Source organism: Pseudomonas sp. NY15181, assembly GCF_048068055.1.
GTDB lineage: Bacteria > Pseudomonadota > Gammaproteobacteria > Pseudomonadales > Pseudomonadaceae > Pseudomonas.
The window spans coordinates 33,785-48,656 of record NZ_JBLUPT010000011.1 but is presented as its reverse complement, the minus strand read 5'-3'; the positions used below and the strand labels follow the sequence as shown (position 1 = coordinate 48,656).

The 14,872-nt window shown below is 67.4% G+C and carries 14 protein-coding genes; 2 read left to right on the top strand and 12 right to left on the bottom strand.

All coding sequences use genetic code 11. From position 1 onward, the window contains the following. Positions 1 to 351: 351 nt before the first annotated feature. The 3 genes from ACNFBT_RS22625 to ACNFBT_RS22615 form a co-directional block, all read right to left on the bottom strand. Positions 352 to 1,533, bottom strand: a complete 1,182-nt coding sequence (locus ACNFBT_RS22625; protein WP_416752973.1) for an acetyl-CoA C-acetyltransferase — start codon at positions 1,531 to 1,533, stop codon at positions 352 to 354. Between the two features lie 182 nt (positions 1,534 to 1,715). Then, positions 1,716 to 2,372, bottom strand: a complete 657-nt coding sequence (locus tag ACNFBT_RS22620; RefSeq protein WP_416752972.1) for a CoA transferase subunit B — start codon at positions 2,370 to 2,372, stop codon at positions 1,716 to 1,718. A 153-nt stretch (positions 2,373 to 2,525) separates the two neighbouring features. Next, positions 2,526 to 3,221 carry a CoA transferase subunit A gene (locus tag ACNFBT_RS22615; protein ID WP_416752971.1) on the bottom strand — a complete coding sequence of 232 codons (696 nt, stop codon included), beginning with the start codon at positions 3,219 to 3,221 and terminating at the stop codon, positions 2,526 to 2,528. A 127-nt stretch (positions 3,222 to 3,348) separates the two neighbouring features. Here ACNFBT_RS22615 and ACNFBT_RS22610 point away from each other — a divergent pair, with 127 nt between their 5' ends. After that, on the top strand, positions 3,349 to 4,251 hold the full coding sequence (locus ACNFBT_RS22610; RefSeq protein ID WP_416752970.1) for a LysR family transcriptional regulator: 903 nt from the start codon (positions 3,349 to 3,351) through the stop codon (positions 4,249 to 4,251). Between the two features lie 282 nt (positions 4,252 to 4,533). Here the strand turns inward: ACNFBT_RS22610 and ACNFBT_RS22605 are convergent, their stop codons facing one another. The 8 genes from ACNFBT_RS22605 to ACNFBT_RS22570 form a co-directional block, all read right to left on the bottom strand. Then, the gene (locus tag ACNFBT_RS22605; protein WP_416752969.1) at positions 4,534 to 5,487 is read right to left on the bottom strand and encodes a PDR/VanB family oxidoreductase; all 954 of its coding nucleotides are present in this window, start codon (positions 5,485 to 5,487) and stop codon (positions 4,534 to 4,536) included. 96 nt (positions 5,488 to 5,583) lie between these two features. Then, entirely contained in the window at positions 5,584 to 6,324 is a 741-nt protein-coding gene (locus ACNFBT_RS22600; protein ID WP_416752968.1) for an SDR family NAD(P)-dependent oxidoreductase, read from the bottom strand. A gap of 10 nt (positions 6,325 to 6,334) precedes the next feature. Then, entirely contained in the window at positions 6,335 to 6,835 is a 501-nt protein-coding gene (locus tag ACNFBT_RS22595) for an aromatic-ring-hydroxylating dioxygenase subunit beta (protein WP_416752967.1), read from the bottom strand. Continuing rightward, entirely contained in the window at positions 6,832 to 8,100 is a 1,269-nt protein-coding gene (locus tag ACNFBT_RS22590; RefSeq protein WP_416752966.1) for an aromatic ring-hydroxylating oxygenase subunit alpha, read from the bottom strand. Before ACNFBT_RS22590 ends, ACNFBT_RS22595 begins: the two co-directional genes overlap by 4 nt. A gap of 10 nt (positions 8,101 to 8,110) precedes the next feature. Further along, on the bottom strand, positions 8,111 to 9,259 hold the full coding sequence (locus ACNFBT_RS22585; RefSeq protein ID WP_416752965.1) for an amidase: 1,149 nt from the start codon (positions 9,257 to 9,259) through the stop codon (positions 8,111 to 8,113). Next, positions 9,256 to 9,756 carry a nuclear transport factor 2 family protein gene (locus tag ACNFBT_RS22580; protein WP_416752964.1) on the bottom strand — a complete coding sequence of 167 codons (501 nt, stop codon included), beginning with the start codon at positions 9,754 to 9,756 and terminating at the stop codon, positions 9,256 to 9,258. Before ACNFBT_RS22580 ends, ACNFBT_RS22585 begins: the two co-directional genes overlap by 4 nt. A gap of 3 nt (positions 9,757 to 9,759) precedes the next feature. After that, positions 9,760 to 10,131 (bottom strand): hypothetical protein, encoded by a 372-nt coding sequence (locus ACNFBT_RS22575; RefSeq protein ID WP_416752963.1) that lies wholly within the window; start codon positions 10,129 to 10,131, stop codon positions 9,760 to 9,762. A 30-nt stretch (positions 10,132 to 10,161) separates the two neighbouring features. Further along, positions 10,162 to 11,313, bottom strand: a complete 1,152-nt coding sequence (locus tag ACNFBT_RS22570; RefSeq protein ID WP_416752962.1) for an acyl-CoA dehydrogenase family protein — start codon at positions 11,311 to 11,313, stop codon at positions 10,162 to 10,164. A gap of 214 nt (positions 11,314 to 11,527) precedes the next feature. On the opposite strand from ACNFBT_RS22570, the gene ACNFBT_RS22565 reads away from it, so the two are divergent. Next, complete coding sequence (locus ACNFBT_RS22565) at positions 11,528 to 12,997, top strand: PAS domain S-box protein (protein ID WP_416752961.1); 1,470 nt, start codon at positions 11,528 to 11,530, stop codon at positions 12,995 to 12,997. Positions 12,998 to 13,362: 365 nt separating this feature from the next. Here ACNFBT_RS22565 and ACNFBT_RS22560 read toward each other — a convergent pair whose 3' ends face one another. After that, positions 13,363 to 14,853 (bottom strand): aldehyde dehydrogenase family protein, encoded by a 1,491-nt coding sequence (locus ACNFBT_RS22560; protein WP_416752960.1) that lies wholly within the window; start codon positions 14,851 to 14,853, stop codon positions 13,363 to 13,365. Positions 14,854 to 14,872: the final 19 nt, after the last annotated feature.

Below are 14,872 nucleotides of genomic sequence, written 5' to 3'. Positions count from 1 at the left end.
TTCATCCCGCAACGTGGATGCTGTGGTGAGCCTTCGCGGACAAGGTTCGCTCCTACGAAAAGCGGTTTCCAGTTTTGGCGTATGACGCGAAGCGTTATCCGCCGTCTTGTTCGGTGTGCACGCGCCGCTTCGGCGTGCTCGGGCGTGCGCTGGAAAACGACCGCCCATAAAAAAGCCCGGCCTGCGTGGGGCCGGGCGGTGACGCAAGGACCTTGGCCGATGCCGGGGAACATCGCCTGGCCCGTTCAGCCGTGATGCCGTCTGTCGGTGTCGCCACCTCCCATCACGCTGACCGGGCCGGTCGGGGAACCAGGCCCGGAACTCGCCAATAACCTGTTGCTCGCGCGGCAGTCAGTCGCGCACCAGCGCCAGGGCAACGCCCTGGCCGCCGCCGATGCAGAGGGTCGCCAGGCCTTTCTTGGCATCGCGACGCAGCATTTCGTGGAGCAGGGTCACCAGCACGCGACAGCCCGAAGCACCGATGGGGTGGCCAAGGGCGACGGCGCCGCCGTTGACGTTGACCTTCTCCGCGTTCCAGCCCAGTTCCTTGCCGACCGACAGCGCCTGGGCGGCGAAGGCTTCGTTGGCTTCGATCAGCTCGACCTCGTCCAGCGACCAGCCGGCCTTCTTCAGGCAGAGACGGGTGGCGGTGACCGGGGCGATGCCCATGATCGACGGGTCAACGCCGCTGCTGGCGTAGGCCTGGATGCGCGCCAGGACCGGCAGGCCCAGTTCACGGGCCTTGTCGGCGCTCATCAGCAGCACGGCGGCGGCGCCGTCGTTGAGGGTGGAGGCGTTGCCGGCGGTGACGGTGCCATCCTTCTTGAAGGCGGGCTTGAGCTTGGCCAGGGACTCGGCGGTGGTGCCGGCGCGCGGCTGCTCGTCGGTGTCGAAGGACAGCGGGTCGCCCTTGCGCTGCGGGATCAGCACCGGGGTGATCTCGTCCTTGAAGCGACCGGCCTCGATGGCTGCGGCGGCTTTCAGCTGGGACTGCGCGGCGAAGGCGTCCTGCGCCTCGCGGCTGATGCCGAACTTCTCCGCCAGGTTCTCGGCGGTGATGCCCATGTGGTAGTCGTTGAAGGCGTCGACCAGGCCGTCGCGCAGCAGGGTGTCCTGCAGTTCGGCGTGGCCCATGCGCAGTCCGGTGCGGGCCTTGGGCAGCACGTAGGGAGCGAGGCTCATGCTCTCCTGGCCGCCGGCGATCACCGCCGAAGCGTCACCGCAACGGATGGCCTGGACGCCGAGGAACAGCGACTTGAGGCCGGAGCCGCAGAGCTTGTTGATGGTCATGGCCGGCACTTCCACCGGCAGGCCGGCGCCAATGGAGGCCTGGCGAGCGGGGTTCTGGCCGGCGCCGGCGGTGAGCACCTGGCCGAGGATGACTTCGTCGATCTGCTCGGGCTTCACGCCGCTGCGTTCGAGCAGCGAACGGATAACCAGGCTGCCCAGCTCATGGGCGGGAACGTTCGCCAGGCTGCCCTGGAAGGCGCCGATGGCGGTGCGGGTGGCGGCAACAATTACGACGTCTTGCATGTTTCGATCTCCTGAATCGGGTACCGCGCTTACGTAGGTTGGGTAGAGCGAAGCGAAACCCATGCTGCTGCCGGCTCCGCGTTGCTGCGCACATCCTACGCCGCTTTTCTCCCCCCCTGCCCACCCGAAAGAAAGGGGGCGTCCATACCGCGGGTCAGGGGAAGGAAGCTATGACTGGGAACTCAGAACGTCATCTCGACCACATCGTCCGGCACGATCAGGCGGCCGGCGGTCTTCTCGGCGATCTCGGCGATGCTCACGCCCGGCGCGGTCTCGCGCAGGATGAAGGCGCCGTCCTCGATCTCCAGGTAAGCGAGATCGGTCAGCACCTTGCGGATGCAGCCGGCACCGGTCAGCGGCAGCGAGCAGCGCTCCAGCAGCTTGGATTCGCCGTCCTTGGAGGCGTGGGTCATGGTGACGATGATGTTGTCCGCGCCGGCCACCAGGTCCATGGCGCCGCCCATGCCCTTCACCAGCTTGCCGGGGATCATCCAGGAGGCGATGTTGCCCTGCACGTCCACTTCGAAGGCGCCCAGCACGGTGAGGTCGACGTGGCCGCCGCGGATCATTGCGAAGGACTCGGCGGAGGAGAAGATCGACGCGCCTTTCACGGCGGTGACGGTCTGCTTGCCGGCGTTGATCATGTCGGCGTCCACTGCGTCTTCGGTGGGGAACGCACCCATGCCGAGCAGGCCGTTCTCCGACTGCAGCATCACTTCCATGCCCTCGGGCACGTAGTTGGCGACCAGGGTCGGGATGCCGATGCCCAGGTTCACGTAGTAACCATCCTGCAGCTCGCGCGCCACGCGCTGAGCCATCTGTTCGCGGGTAAGTGCCATGGCTGAATCTCTTCTCTTGTTCAATGCGGTTGAAGATCGAGCGAGCTAGCGACTGGCTAGGCGGATTTGAAACGAGGACGCGGAGTTTAGATGCCCTAAATGAGCAGGCCTCGTTTCAAATCCAACGCCGCCAGGCCGACGCGCAGCCGATCCTTAGCGAGTCGTGCGCTTTTCGATGCGCTTCTCGAAGGAGCCTTGGATGATGCGGTCGACGTAGATGCCAGGGGTGTGGATCTGGGTCGGGTCCAGCTCGCCCGGCTCGACGATCTCCTCCACCTCGACCACGGTGATGCGGCCCGCGGTGGCGACCACCGGATTGAAGTTCTGTGCGGTGTGACGGTAGATGACGTTGCCGTAGTGGTCGGCCTTCCAGCCCTTGACGATGGCGAAGTCGCCGGTGATGGCGCGCTCCATCACGTAGTGGCGGCCTTCGAACTCGCGCACTTCCTTGCCGTCGGCAACCGGGGTGCCGTAGCCGGTGGCGGTGAAGAAGGCCGGGATGCCGGCGCCGCCGGCGCGGAGTTTCTCCGCCAGGGTGCCCTGCGGGGTCAGTTCGACCTCCAGTTCACCGGACAGCAGCTGCTGCTCGAACAGGGCGTTCTCGCCAACGTAGGAGGCGATCATCTTGCGGATCTGTCGGTCCTCCAGCAGCACGCCCAGGCCGAAGCCATCGATGCCGCAGTTGTTGGAGACCACCGTCAGGCCCTTCACGCCCATCTTGCGGATCTGCGCGATGAGGTTTTCCGGGATGCCGCAGATGCCGAAGCCGCCGGCCACCACCGTCATGTCGTCGGTGAGCCCGGCCAGGGCTTCCTCGTAACTGCCTACACGCTTGTCGAGTCCTGCCATGTTGCTGCTGCCTCTTTCTTATTTGGGGTATCCGACCAGCCGGTCAGAGAGCGGTTGCAGCTTCTCCGCTCGCAACTGATTTGTTAAGTTTGTTTTTCCAATTGATTAATATGCTTTCCTTATCAATATGACCGTAAAGCAACTGCGCGCTTTCCTCGCCGTCGCCCAGACCCTGAGTTTCGCCCAGGCCTGCGAGCGCCTGCACCTGTCGCAACCGGCGCTGAGCCTTGCGATCAAGAGCCTGGAGGAGTCCCTCGGCGGCCAGTTGCTGGTGCGTACCACCCGCAGCGTGGCGCTGACGCCCGAGGGCGAGACGCTGCTGCCGCTGGCCCGCAGCCTGCTGGCGGATTGGGACAACGCCGAAGAGCTGATGCGCCAGCACTTCACCCTGCAACTGGGCAAGGTCTCCATCGCCTCCATGCCCTCCTTCGCCGGCAACCTGCTGCCCGCCGTGCTGCGAACCTTCCGCGACCGCCACCCGAAGGTGAACGTGGCGGTGCACGACGTGATCAACGAGCAGGTGCTGGAGATGGTGCGCAACCGCCGCGTGGAGTTGGGCATCGTCCTGGAGCCGGACAGCCTCGACGGTCTGGCGTTCACGCCCTTCTACACCGACCGTTTCGTCGCCGTGCTGCCGGCCGATTCACCGCTGGCGCAGTGCAGCCAGATCACCTGGGATCAGTTGCTGGAAGACCACTTCATCACCCTGCAGCGCCCGTCCGCCGTGCGCTTGCTGCTGGAAGACCGGGTGGCGGCACGGCACGGCCGGTTGCCGGTGGCGTTCGAAAGCCACCAGTTGGTGACAGTCGGGCGGATGGTCGCCGAGGGGCTGGGCGTCAGCGCGGTGCCACGGCTGTGTCGGCAGCAAATGGAAGAACTGGGCGCGCGCTGCGTGGCACTGCATGAACCGCGCATCGAGCGGCGCGTCGGGTTGATCTGCCTGGCGGAGCACAAGCTCTCCAGCGCGGCACAGGCGCTGAGCGACGTGCTGGTGCAGGGAACGGACTGGGCGGAGATGGAACGGGAGTGAGCCCCCGACCTCGAGCGTCCCATTCTCCGCGCGCCGATGCTTCAACGCGCGCTCGAATCGTGTAGGAGCGAGCTTGCTCGCGAATCGCCCAGCTCCGGAGCAGCCAGGAAACTCCGTTCGCGAGCAAGCTCGCTCCTACGAAAGGCCTGTCCGGATCACGCCAAAGACTGCAGAACGTAGGGCGGATAACGTTCGACGTTATCCGCCGATTGACCGTGGTTCCAAGGCGCGTCGAGCTGAACCTCAGCGCCGACGATCAGGTCGGGTGCATCGGCGCCAGCCTTACAGGTCCAGCACCAACCGCGCACTGCGGGCCCGCGAGACGCAGGCGCAGATCTGCTTGTTGGCGGCCTTTTCCTTGTTCGACAGGCAGTTGTCGCGATGCTCCGGTTCGCCATCGATCACCTCGACGATGCAGGTCCCGCAGATGCCCTCGCGGCATTCGGTGTCGATGTCGCAGCCGTGGGCCTGCAGCACGTCGACCAGACTGGAATCCGCCGGCACCTGCAGCACCACGCCGGAGCTGGCCAGCTCCACTTCGAACGAGCCTGACGGAGCGAAATTCGCCGCCGGGTCCGCCTGGAAGTGTTCCAGATGGATGTTGTCCGCCGAGCGCGTGCGCGAAGCGACCTCCACCACCTTGTTCATGAACGGCGCCGGGCCGCAGGTGTAGACGTGCGCCGACGGGCCGGCCTGCTCCACGCAGGCCGACAGCGCGCTGTCCAGGTCGGCCGGCTCGACGCCGTAGTGGAACTCCACCTTGCCGGCGAAGGCCTCGCTTTCCAGCAGGCGGGCGAAGGCCGCGTGCTCCGGCGAGCGGGCAAAATAGTGCAGGCGGTACGGCTGGCCGCTGACGTTGAGTTTGTAGGCCATGGACAGCAGCGGCGTGACGCCAATGCCGGCGGCGAACAGCAGGTGCTCGCTCGCCTCGGGGGCGATGCGGAACAGGTTGCGCGGCGCGCCCATTTCCAGCTCCATGCCCTCGCTCACCTGCTCGTGCAGCGCGCTGGAGCCGCCGCGCGAGGCGGCTTCCTTCTTCACCGCCACCAGGTAGGCAACGCGGTCGTCCGGCGGGCTGCACAGCGAATACTGGCGGGTCACCCCGGTGGGGCCGGTGACGTCGACATGGGCGCCCGGCTCGTAGACGTCGAACGGCTGGCCGTCACTGCGCACGAGGCGGAAGGAACGGATATCCAGGGCTTCGTCGACGATGCTTTCGATTCTTACCTTCATCATTGCATCACCTTGCAAGGCATTGGTGCGGGCTCTGTGGCCCCTTCCCGGCCCCTGCAGAGAGCGGACGGGTTCGTCGGTTGGGTAATGGAGCGCCGCTCAGCGCATGAACAACCCGCCATTGATGTCCCAGCACGCCCCGGTCACCGAAGCGGCATTGTCGGAAACCAGCAGCAGCACGGTATCGGCGATGTATTCGGGCGAGCCGAGGCTGCCGACCGGGATCATCTGCAGGATCTGCTCCAGCCGTTCCGGCGCCACGGTCTCGCGCACCACCGGCAGGTCCAGGGGGCCCGGGGAGATGCTGTTGACCGTCACGCCGCGCCCGGCCAGTTCGCGGGCGAACACCTTGGTCAGGGTCGCCACGCCGCCCTTGGCCGCCGCGTAGTGGGCACCGGTGGCCGTGCCGCCGTTCTGTCCGGCCAGGGAGGCGATGTTGACGATCCGGCCGAAACCGCGCTCGGCGAAGTACGCGCCGAACACCTGGGACGCCACGAAGGTGCCGCGCAGGTTGACCGCCATCGAGGCGTCGAACTCTTCCGGGGTGATCTCCATCAGCGGCGCGACCTTCGACACACCGGCGTTGTTCACCAGGATGTCGCAGCCGCCCCAGCGCTCCGCGAGCAGGTCGCGGGCACGCTGGAAGTCGGCCTTCTCGCGCACGTCCAGCTCGATGGCCAGGGCCGTTTCACCGGAGGGATCGAGCAGGTCGGCGTTGCGCTGCACGGCGTCGAGCCGCACGTCGGCCAGCGCCACGCGGTAGCCGGCGGCGTGCAGGCGGCGGGCGATGCACTCGCCCAGGCCGCGCGACGCGCCAGTGATTAGTGCTACTCGGGACATGCGACGCTCCTTACAGCAGGAAGCCGAGCGCGCCGAGCGCATCGGTGGAGTTGATCAGGCGCACCACCTTCTGCTCCAGGCGGGCGACGCCGTGGCTGAAGCGGATGCGGTGGGTCAGGTCGGCCACGAACGGGCTATGCACGCCGCGCTTGTAGGCGTAGAGGATCTGCGCGGAGCTCACTTCCACCACATCGCCGGCGGCTTCCACCAGGCGGAAGCGCGACACGCTGCGCACGGTCTTCGCCGCGTCCACCGCCGAGGGCGAATGGCCGGAGGTCAGGCGCTCGATGCGCAGGCCGCGCATGCGGGCGTCGTCGTAGGCGTAGTTGAGGCTGGCGGCGAAGTCGGTGGTGTCCGGGTCGATGGGCACCACGTAGAGGCCCTCCTCGCTCCACAGCGACGCCCACTCCGCGTAAGCCTTGCGGTCCAGCAGCTCGGCCTCGCGCCAGATGAATTCGATGGCCTGGGCCAACGGGCCGGACAGACCGTTCAGGGTGTCGAGAGTGCTCATCGGCTCATCATCCTTTTCCACATGTCATAGGCTTCGCGCATGCCGCCTTCGTCGGTGGCGTGGGACACCTTGTCGCCGTTCTCGGCAATCACTTCGCGGTTCAGGCCACGGTTGACCAGGATCGGCGCCTCCGGGCCAGCCTGGGCGCCGCGCTGCACGCGGTCCCAGGCTTCGGCGTCGTCGGGGCTGCCGAAACCGAAGGGGCCCTGGAAGTGCTCGTGGATGCGCATCCGCTCGCGGTTGGCGATCTCCGGGCCGCCGTCCATGCCCAGCGCCACGTGGCGGATCTCCGTCTCGGTGACCGAGATCGGCCGCAGCACGCGGAAGAACGACATCGACATGGCGACGTTGGGGAACAGGTTGAGGTTGAAGCCGGCCCCGTGCAGCGAGCGTACGATGCGGCGCACCTGCTCGGGCGGCATGGTTTTGGAAAGTTCCTCGGTGACGTGGGCGAAGCGCTCCTGGAGCTGCTCGGAGCCGTCGTCGTGGTCGAGGTCGACATGCTCGGGAACCATCACCATCACGCTGTGGCCGTTGCCCAGGGCATGGGTCACCGCTTGGGGGTCGGTCATGAACGAGAGCATCTCGCTGGTCTCGTCATCCACCGAGCTCATCCACGACTTGTGGACGATGGGGAAGTGATAGCCGTCGGTGGTGTTCTCCAGCTGGATCTTCCAGTTGCCCCTGAAGGTGAACTTGTGTTCGCCCTGGGTCTTGATCGGGTAGCCGGCGCCCTGCTTCATGAACAGGTCCATCCAGTGCTTCGCCCCACCGAGGAAGTCCTCCAGCGGCTCGGCCTCGTCGTTGTAGGTGGCGAATATCATGCCGGCGTAGCTGCCCACGCGCAGGCTGGTCAGCGGCAGCTCGGACTTGTCGAGGATGTCCTCGTAGCCGTCCGGATACGGCAGCGCGCGCAGCTTGCCGTCCAGGCCGTAGGACCAGCTGTGGTACGGGCAGGTGAAGCCGGTGGCGTTGCCCTTGTGCTTCTCGCAAACCGTGGCGCCACGGTGGCGGCAGCGGTTCTCCAGGACGTTGATACTGCCCTTCTTGTCGCGCACCACGATCACCGGACGGCGGCCGATGGTGGCGGTCTTGAAGTCCCCCGGATTGCGGACTTCGCTTTCGTGGGCGACCCACACCCAGGTGCGGTAGAAGATCTTTTCCAGCTCGACCTCGAACAGCGCGGGGTCGGTGTACAGCGAAACATCGACGCGGTCGCCCTGGACCAGTTCGTCGGTGCTGCGCGAGGTGGCGATAAGGTTCATGCGCTTCTCCTCAACCCGTTTTCCTGTTGGCCGGCCGCTCGGCGGCCAGTGCTTGTTCCAGTTGCGCGCCAAAGGCGCAGATACGCTCGTCGGCGCCCTTGCGGCCGACGATCTGCAGGCCGATCTTCAGCCCGCCGCTTTCCAGTTCCACCGGCACCGTCAACGCCGGATGGCCGCTGAGGTTGAAAGGCCGTACCAGGGAGGTCAGGCCGGCGATCATCCGGCCGCCGGCGCGGGCTTCGCGCAGCAGCGGCGGCAGGCCCGGCAGGGTCGGCAGCAACAGCACGTCGTAGTCCTCCAGGGCGGAATCCACCGCCCGGCTGAAGCGCTGGCGCACGGCTTCCGCCTCGGCAAGCGCAACGGCGTCGGTGAGGCTGGCGGCCAGCAGGCGCTGTTCGATGTCGGCGCCCAGCAGGCCCTTGCCGGTCAGGCTGCCGAGGGCCGCCCAGTTTTCGTGGTTGATCACCGCAAGGCCGGCGCCGAAGGCCTCTTCGAAGCCCTCCAGGCGCAGGCTGTCGCGGCGCCAACCGGCGCGGTCGGCGGCGACGCCAATGCGCGACAGAAGGTTCGGCTCGGCGGCCACGTCGAGCAGCGCCACCCGCGCGCCGGCCTCGGGTGCGACAGCCTCGCCGAAGTCCGGGCAGATCACCTGCATCGCGGCGATCAGGTGCTCCATACTGGCGGCGAACGGGCCGACGCAATCCAGGCTGCTGGCGGCGGGATGCACGCCGGCGCGGCTGACGCGGCCGAAGGTCGGCTTCAGGCCGGCGACCCCGCAGCACGCTGCCGGGACGCGCACCGAGCCACCGGTGTCGGTGCCCAGGGCGATCTCGGCCAGCCCGGCGGCAACCGCCACCGCCGAGCCGCTGGACGAGCCCCCCGGCACGCGCTCCGGCGCCTGCGGGTTGCCCGGCGTGCCGGTCCAGTCGTTGATGCCGGTGACGCCGAAGGCCAGTTCGTGCAGGTTGGTCTTGCCGACGATGCGCCAGCCGGCGTTCAGCACGGCGTCGACCACCTCGGCGTTGCGTTCGGCCGGCGCGGCGTCGGCCAGTGCGCGGCTGCCGCAGCGGGTCGGCAGGCCGGCGATGTCGAGGGTGTCCTTGACCGCGACGCGCAAACCGTCGCCGCCCAGCTGGAATTCGCTGACGAATACGCTCATGCGGAGTGCTCCTCGGAAGGTGTGCACAGGGGCTGCCGGTACAGGCGCTGGGTGCGGAAATGGCTGATCAGCCAGGTGCCGTCAATGCAGCGAAAATCGATGTCCAGGCGCGTGCCGAACAGCTCGCTGTGGCCGCCTTCGTAGGTGGAAATCTGCTGCATCAGCCACTGCCCGCGGGCGCCCTCGCCTTCCACGCGAATCGACTCGCTGCTGAGGAAGTGCAGGTTCAGCCCGAAGTGCGGCGACGGCGGCAGGTAGGCGGCGACGAAGGCCGCCACGTCGGCGCGACCCTGGTGGCTGCCGAAGGTCTGCGCAGTCTCACGGCCGACGCCTTCCCAGACCGCGTCCTCGCTGAACAGCGCCGCCAGTTCGGCCTCGCTGGCGCGGGGGCTGCGCGGCACGTCGCAGAGATCCATGTAGCGCGCCATCAGGCGGCGCACCTGGCTCTCTCCTTCGAGCACGGCCAGGCGGCGTTGCAGGTTCGCCAGATCGCTCATGGCTCAGGTCCGCGCGGCTTCGGGAATGGTCAGCGGACGGCCGATGCGGGCTTCGACCTTGGCGTACTTCCACAGGCTGTATTCGTTCACCGGGGTGGTGCGGAACAGGTTGCAGGCGTCGATCACGCTCTGGTGGCAGTCGACGTCGGCCATGATGTAGACGGTCCACGGCGAGGTGGTGGAGGCGCCGACCATCAGGCGGTCGTCATCCAGCGCGCCGAGCACGGTCACGCCGGGCAGCGCGCCGAGCGAGCCCATCATCTGGCTGAAGCCCTTCCACACGGCGAGTCCTTCGCCGGTGGGCAGGTCGAAGAAGTTCTGCGTGATGCCGATGCAGAACAGTACGCGCAAGGGTTCCTGGGTGGCTTGGGTCATGCTGAAAATCCTTGATCTTGTAGGTGGCGATTACAGGTAGCCGGGGATCGGCGGCACGCCGAGGAACACCGCGCCGGCGCCGTCGTACATGCCGTCGCTGAGGAAGGCGTGCTGGGTGACCACCATGGAGTCGCGCAGGTAGCGCTGCAGCGGGTTGCCCAGGTAGATCGCCGAAGTGCCGGCCAGGCCGTAGGCGCGCTGAACGGCGGCGGCACCGGCACGGGACACGTGTACGGCGGCCAGGCGCAGCAGGCTGATCTGCTCGGGGGTGACCGGGTTGCCGGCGAGGATGGATTCCCAGACTTCCCCGGTGGCGTCGTAGAAGAAGCTGCGGGCGCCGCGCAGATCGGCTTCCGCCTTGCCCACTTCGATGCGCACGTAGGCGCGGTCGGCCAGCTTCGGCGCGCCGGTGATGCCGCCGCCGGAGGCCATGCGGGTCACTTCGTCGAGCGCGGCGCGGCCCAGGCCGAGGTTGACCACGGCGAGCACCTGGGCGGCGTAGGCGATGGTCGGGTAGCGGTAGAGCGGCTCGTCGATGGTCGCTTCGCCGCCACGGATGAAGGTCCAGCGGTCCTCGACGAAGGCGCCGTCGAGACGCAGGTCGTGGCTGCCGGTACCCTTGAGGCCGACCACGTCCCAGTTCTCGACGATTTCCACCCGGCTGGCCGGCAGCAGCGCGGTGCGGGGGCGCCCGCCCGGACCGGCGACTCCGATGCCGACACCGAGCACGTCGGCGCCCTTGCAGCCGCTGGCGAATTTCCAGGTGCCGGTAACCTTCCAGCCGCCTTCCACCTGCTCGGCAGGCTGCAGCGGGAACAGGCCGCCGGCGAACACCAGGTCCGGGCTCTTGGCGTACAGCTCGGCCTGGCTTTCCTTCGGCAGCGCAGCGAGATAGGTGCTGGCGCTGCCGAAGCTGGCGACCCAGCCGGCGGAGCCGTCGGCTTCCGAGATGCGCTCGATCAGGTGCAGGAAGTCAGCCGGCGCCATGCCCGTACCACCGAAGCATTTCGGGGTAGCGGCGCGGTAGATGCCGACGGCCTTGAAACGCTCGATCATGTCGCGCGGGACGTGGCTGCGCAGGTCGAACTCCTGGCGGCGCCGACGCACTTCGTCGAGGACCTGCTCGAAGTCCGCTGCGGCTTCGCGGGGCGCTTCTTGCGCTGCGACGGCTGGGCTCAGCATGGGCGTCATCTCCGTTGTTGTTCTGTTGTTCTTGATCGGGGCCATGCCGCTTGGGCGGCGATGGAGGCCAGTGTAGGGAGCGCGGCCAAAGCACCTCTATTGGGGCGTGCAGCCCGGCCACTAAGGGATTCCCCTAGCCCCGCGCTGGTAAATTCCAAGCGTCGCCGGGCGGGCACTCGGGTATAACGGGCAGGTACACCGCGAGAGCCACCCCATGCAGCCCGCCGAGAAAGACTTCCAGCAACTGATCGAAGCCATGCCGCTGTGCATCCTCCTGCACGACGCGCAGACCAAGGAGATCCTCTGGGCCAACCGCGCCGCCCTGACGGTGCTGGGCTTCACCCTGGAGGAGCTGATCCCGCTGAAGGCGCCGGACATGACCAAGCACGCGCCGCAGTACCGCCGCTCGGTCGGCCTGCGCTGGCTGGAAGGCGCGGCGCGCACCGGCCAGCGCGCCATCGAGTGGTGCTATCGCTCCAAGCAGGGCGAGGAAATCCTCGCCGAGGCGGTCGCCACCCTGGTGCACCTGGCCGAGCGCGACGTGCTGATGGTGCAGTTCCGCGACATCTCCCGCGAAGAGCAGGTCAAGCGCGACCTGAAACGCACCGAAAGCCGCCTGCGCGCCTTCATGCAGGACCTCGCCGAGGGCGTGGTGGTGCTCGGTCCCGGCGGCGATATCCGCTTTCTCAGCGAGTCCGCCGCGCGCCTGCTCGCAGGCGAAGAGCACGCGCTGCTGGGCGAGAACTTCCTCGCCTGGTGCGACGACGCCTCCCGCGAGCGCCTGGCCCCGCGCCTGGCGCTCGACCCGCCCGATCACGCGCCGTACAGCGTCCACTACCACCTGCAGCGGCGCGACGGGCAGTGGCGCTGGCACCATGCGACCTGCCGCCATATCGCGATCGAGGACGACCTGGAGGGCCACCTGCTGCTGTTCCGCGACGTCACCGAGCAGGTGCGCGCCGAGGAGTCGCGCCGGCAGAGCGAACGCAAGCTGGAATACCTGGCGCGCTACAACGCCATGGGCGAGATGGCCGTGGCCATCGCCCACGAACTGAGCCAGCCGCTGGCGGCGACGCGCAACTTCATCGAAGGCACCAGCATCCGCCTCGGCCAGCAGGGCGAGATCGACCCGTCGGTGGCCTGGGGCCTGGACAGCGCGGTGCGGCAGATCGAGCACGCCTCGCTGATCATCAAGAGCGTGCGCGAATACGTGGTCAAGCTGGAGCAGGCGGAACAGGTCGTCGACCTCAACGACCTGCTGCACGAGACCCGCTACTTCATCAGCCTCAAGGCGCAGGACGCCGGGGTTCGCCTGGACGTTGAACCGAGCACCGAGCCGCTGCGGGTGAGCTGCGAGAAGGTGCTGGTCGGCCAGGTGATCCTCAACCTGGCGTTCAATGCCATCGAGGAAATGGCCGGGCTGCCGGCCGAGCGCCGCGTGCTGCGTATGCACACCTCGGTCAGCGACGGCAAGGCGCGGCTTTGCGTGGAAGATCGCGGACGCGGCATCGATGCCGGTGCGCAGGAGAAGCTGTTCGACGGCTTCTTCAGCTCCAAGGTCAGCGGCAATGGCATTGGCCTGGCGCTGTGCAAGAACATCATCGGCCGCCATCGCGGGGACATCTGGGCGCAGAACGTCGAGCCCAGTGGGGCGATGTTCTGCTTTACCTTGCCGTTGGCCTGAACACGCCTACACAGAGCTACGCATCTGGAACCCAGGGCGTATAACGCTCCGCGCTATACGCCGATTGGCCTTGGCAATCTCGTACTCCGAACTCGGCCCTGGCACCGGCGACCGGTCACGGTGTATCGGCGTACAACCGCGAACGGTTGTACGCCCTACGCCAGCGTTGAACCCCGTGTAGGGCGTATAACGCTCCGCGTTATACGCCGATTGACCTTGGCATCCTGGTACTCCGAACTCGGCCCTGGCACGGGTGACTGGCCACTGTGCATCGACGGGCAGGGTCCGCTCCTGCAGGTTTCATCCAGGCAAAAAAACGGGCCCGAAGGCCCGCTGCTAAACGAGGGTGTTGCTCTCACTATCAATCAGTGCGCGATGCACACCGACTTGATCTCGGTATAGGCCTCGACCACGGCGCGGCCGAACTCGCGGCCCATGCCCGACTGCTTGACCCCACCGAACGGCATGCTCGGGTCGAGCAGTACGTGGGCGTTGACCCAGACGGTGCCGGATTCGATGCGCGGCACCAGGTTCATCGCCTTGGACAGGTCGTTGGTCCACAGGCTCGCGCCCAGGCCGTATTCGCTGTCGTTGGCCATCTCGATGGCCTGGTCGTCCTCGTCGAACGGCAGGACCGCCAGCACCGGGCCGAACACTTCGTCACGGGCCACGGCCATCTGCATGGTCACGTCGGCCAGCACGGTGGGCTGCACGTAGAAGCCATTGCCGCCGACCTGCTCGCCGCCGCAGACGATGCGCGCGCCCTGCTCGCCTGCACGGGCGATGTGGTCGAGCACGCTGCGCTGCTGCTTGCGCGACACCAGCGGGTTGATCTGCGCGGTCGGGTCCATGCCCTCGCCCAGGCTCATGCCGGCTACGGCGGCAGCCAGCTTCTCGACGAACTCGTCGTAGCGCGAACGGTGCACATAGAAGCGCGAAGCCGCGGCGCAGACCTGGCCGTTGTTCAGCAGACCACCCAGCAGCGCGCCCTGCACGGCGTTGTCGATGTTGGCGTCGGCGAGGACGATCATCGGGTTCTTGCCGCCCAGTTCCAGGGCGAAGCGGGTCATGTTCTGCACGGCGGCCAGGCCGACGCTGCGGCCCACGGCGGTGGAACCGGTGAAGGAGACCTTGTTGACCAGCTTGTGGCTGGCCAGGCCGCCGCCGATGCGCGGGCCGTCGCCGGTCACCAGGTTGAACACGCCGGCCGGCACACCTGCCTCGAAGGCCAGTTCGGCCAGGCGCAGGGCGGTCAGCGGGGTTTCCGAAGCGGGCTTGATCACCACGCTGTTGCCGGTGGCCAGCGCTGGGATCAGCTTCCACACCGCGATCATCAGCGGGAAGTTCCACGGCACGATGCCGGCCACCACGCCCAGCGGCTCGCGGCGGGTGTAGGCGGTGAATTTGGCGCCGGGCGGCAGCGGGATGGAGACGTTCAGCGACTGGCCTTCGATCTTGGTCGCCCAGCCGGCCATGTAGCGCATGAACTCGACGGTGGCGCCCACGTCGAGCATGCGCGAAATATTGATGGACTTGCCCTGGCTGAGGGTTTCCAGCTGGGCCAGTTCCTCGCCGTTGGCTTCCACCAGGTCGGCGAAGCGCAGCAGGATGCGCTCGCGGTCGGCCGGGCGCAGGTCGGCCCAGACGCGCGACTTGTAGGCGGCCTGGGCGGACTGCACGGCGCGGTCGAGCAGGTCGCTGTCGATGTCGGCGACGCTGGAGATGGCCTGGCCGGTGGCCGGGTTCAGCACGTCGGTGCGGGCACCCTCGGGCACCACCCAGGCGCCATCGATGAAGCAGCCGTGGCGGCGGCTGAGGAATGCGCTTACCTGCGGCAGGATTTCAGTCGTGCTCATGTTCGCTCCTGTCTGGAAG

What these genes read in the sequence shown, in the direction of transcription:
- ACNFBT_RS22625 (WP_416752973.1), bottom strand. Translation starts at nt 1,533, where the DNA reads ATGCAAGACGTCGTAATTGTTGCCGCCACCCGCACCGCCATCGGCGCC.
- ACNFBT_RS22620 (WP_416752972.1), bottom strand. Translation starts at nt 2,372, where the DNA reads ATGGCACTTACCCGCGAACAGATGGCTCAGCGCGTGGCGCGCGAGCTG.
- ACNFBT_RS22615 (WP_416752971.1), bottom strand. Translation starts at nt 3,221, where the DNA reads ATGGCAGGACTCGACAAGCGTGTAGGCAGTTACGAGGAAGCCCTGGCC.
- ACNFBT_RS22610 (WP_416752970.1), top strand. Translation starts at nt 3,349, where the DNA reads ATGACCGTAAAGCAACTGCGCGCTTTCCTCGCCGTCGCCCAGACCCTG.
- ACNFBT_RS22605 (WP_416752969.1), bottom strand. Translation starts at nt 5,487, where the DNA reads ATGATGAAGGTAAGAATCGAAAGCATCGTCGACGAAGCCCTGGATATC.
- ACNFBT_RS22600 (WP_416752968.1), bottom strand. Translation starts at nt 6,324, where the DNA reads ATGTCCCGAGTAGCACTAATCACTGGCGCGTCGCGCGGCCTGGGCGAG.
- ACNFBT_RS22595 (WP_416752967.1), bottom strand. Translation starts at nt 6,835, where the DNA reads ATGAGCACTCTCGACACCCTGAACGGTCTGTCCGGCCCGTTGGCCCAG.
- ACNFBT_RS22590 (WP_416752966.1), bottom strand. Translation starts at nt 8,100, where the DNA reads ATGAACCTTATCGCCACCTCGCGCAGCACCGACGAACTGGTCCAGGGC.
- ACNFBT_RS22585 (WP_416752965.1), bottom strand. Translation starts at nt 9,259, where the DNA reads ATGAGCGTATTCGTCAGCGAATTCCAGCTGGGCGGCGACGGTTTGCGC.
- ACNFBT_RS22580 (WP_416752964.1), bottom strand. Translation starts at nt 9,756, where the DNA reads ATGAGCGATCTGGCGAACCTGCAACGCCGCCTGGCCGTGCTCGAAGGA.
- ACNFBT_RS22575 (WP_416752963.1), bottom strand. Translation starts at nt 10,131, where the DNA reads ATGACCCAAGCCACCCAGGAACCCTTGCGCGTACTGTTCTGCATCGGC.
- ACNFBT_RS22570 (WP_416752962.1), bottom strand. Translation starts at nt 11,313, where the DNA reads ATGCTGAGCCCAGCCGTCGCAGCGCAAGAAGCGCCCCGCGAAGCCGCA.
- ACNFBT_RS22565 (WP_416752961.1), top strand. Translation starts at nt 11,528, where the DNA reads ATGCAGCCCGCCGAGAAAGACTTCCAGCAACTGATCGAAGCCATGCCG.
- ACNFBT_RS22560 (WP_416752960.1), bottom strand. Translation starts at nt 14,853, where the DNA reads ATGAGCACGACTGAAATCCTGCCGCAGGTAAGCGCATTCCTCAGCCGC.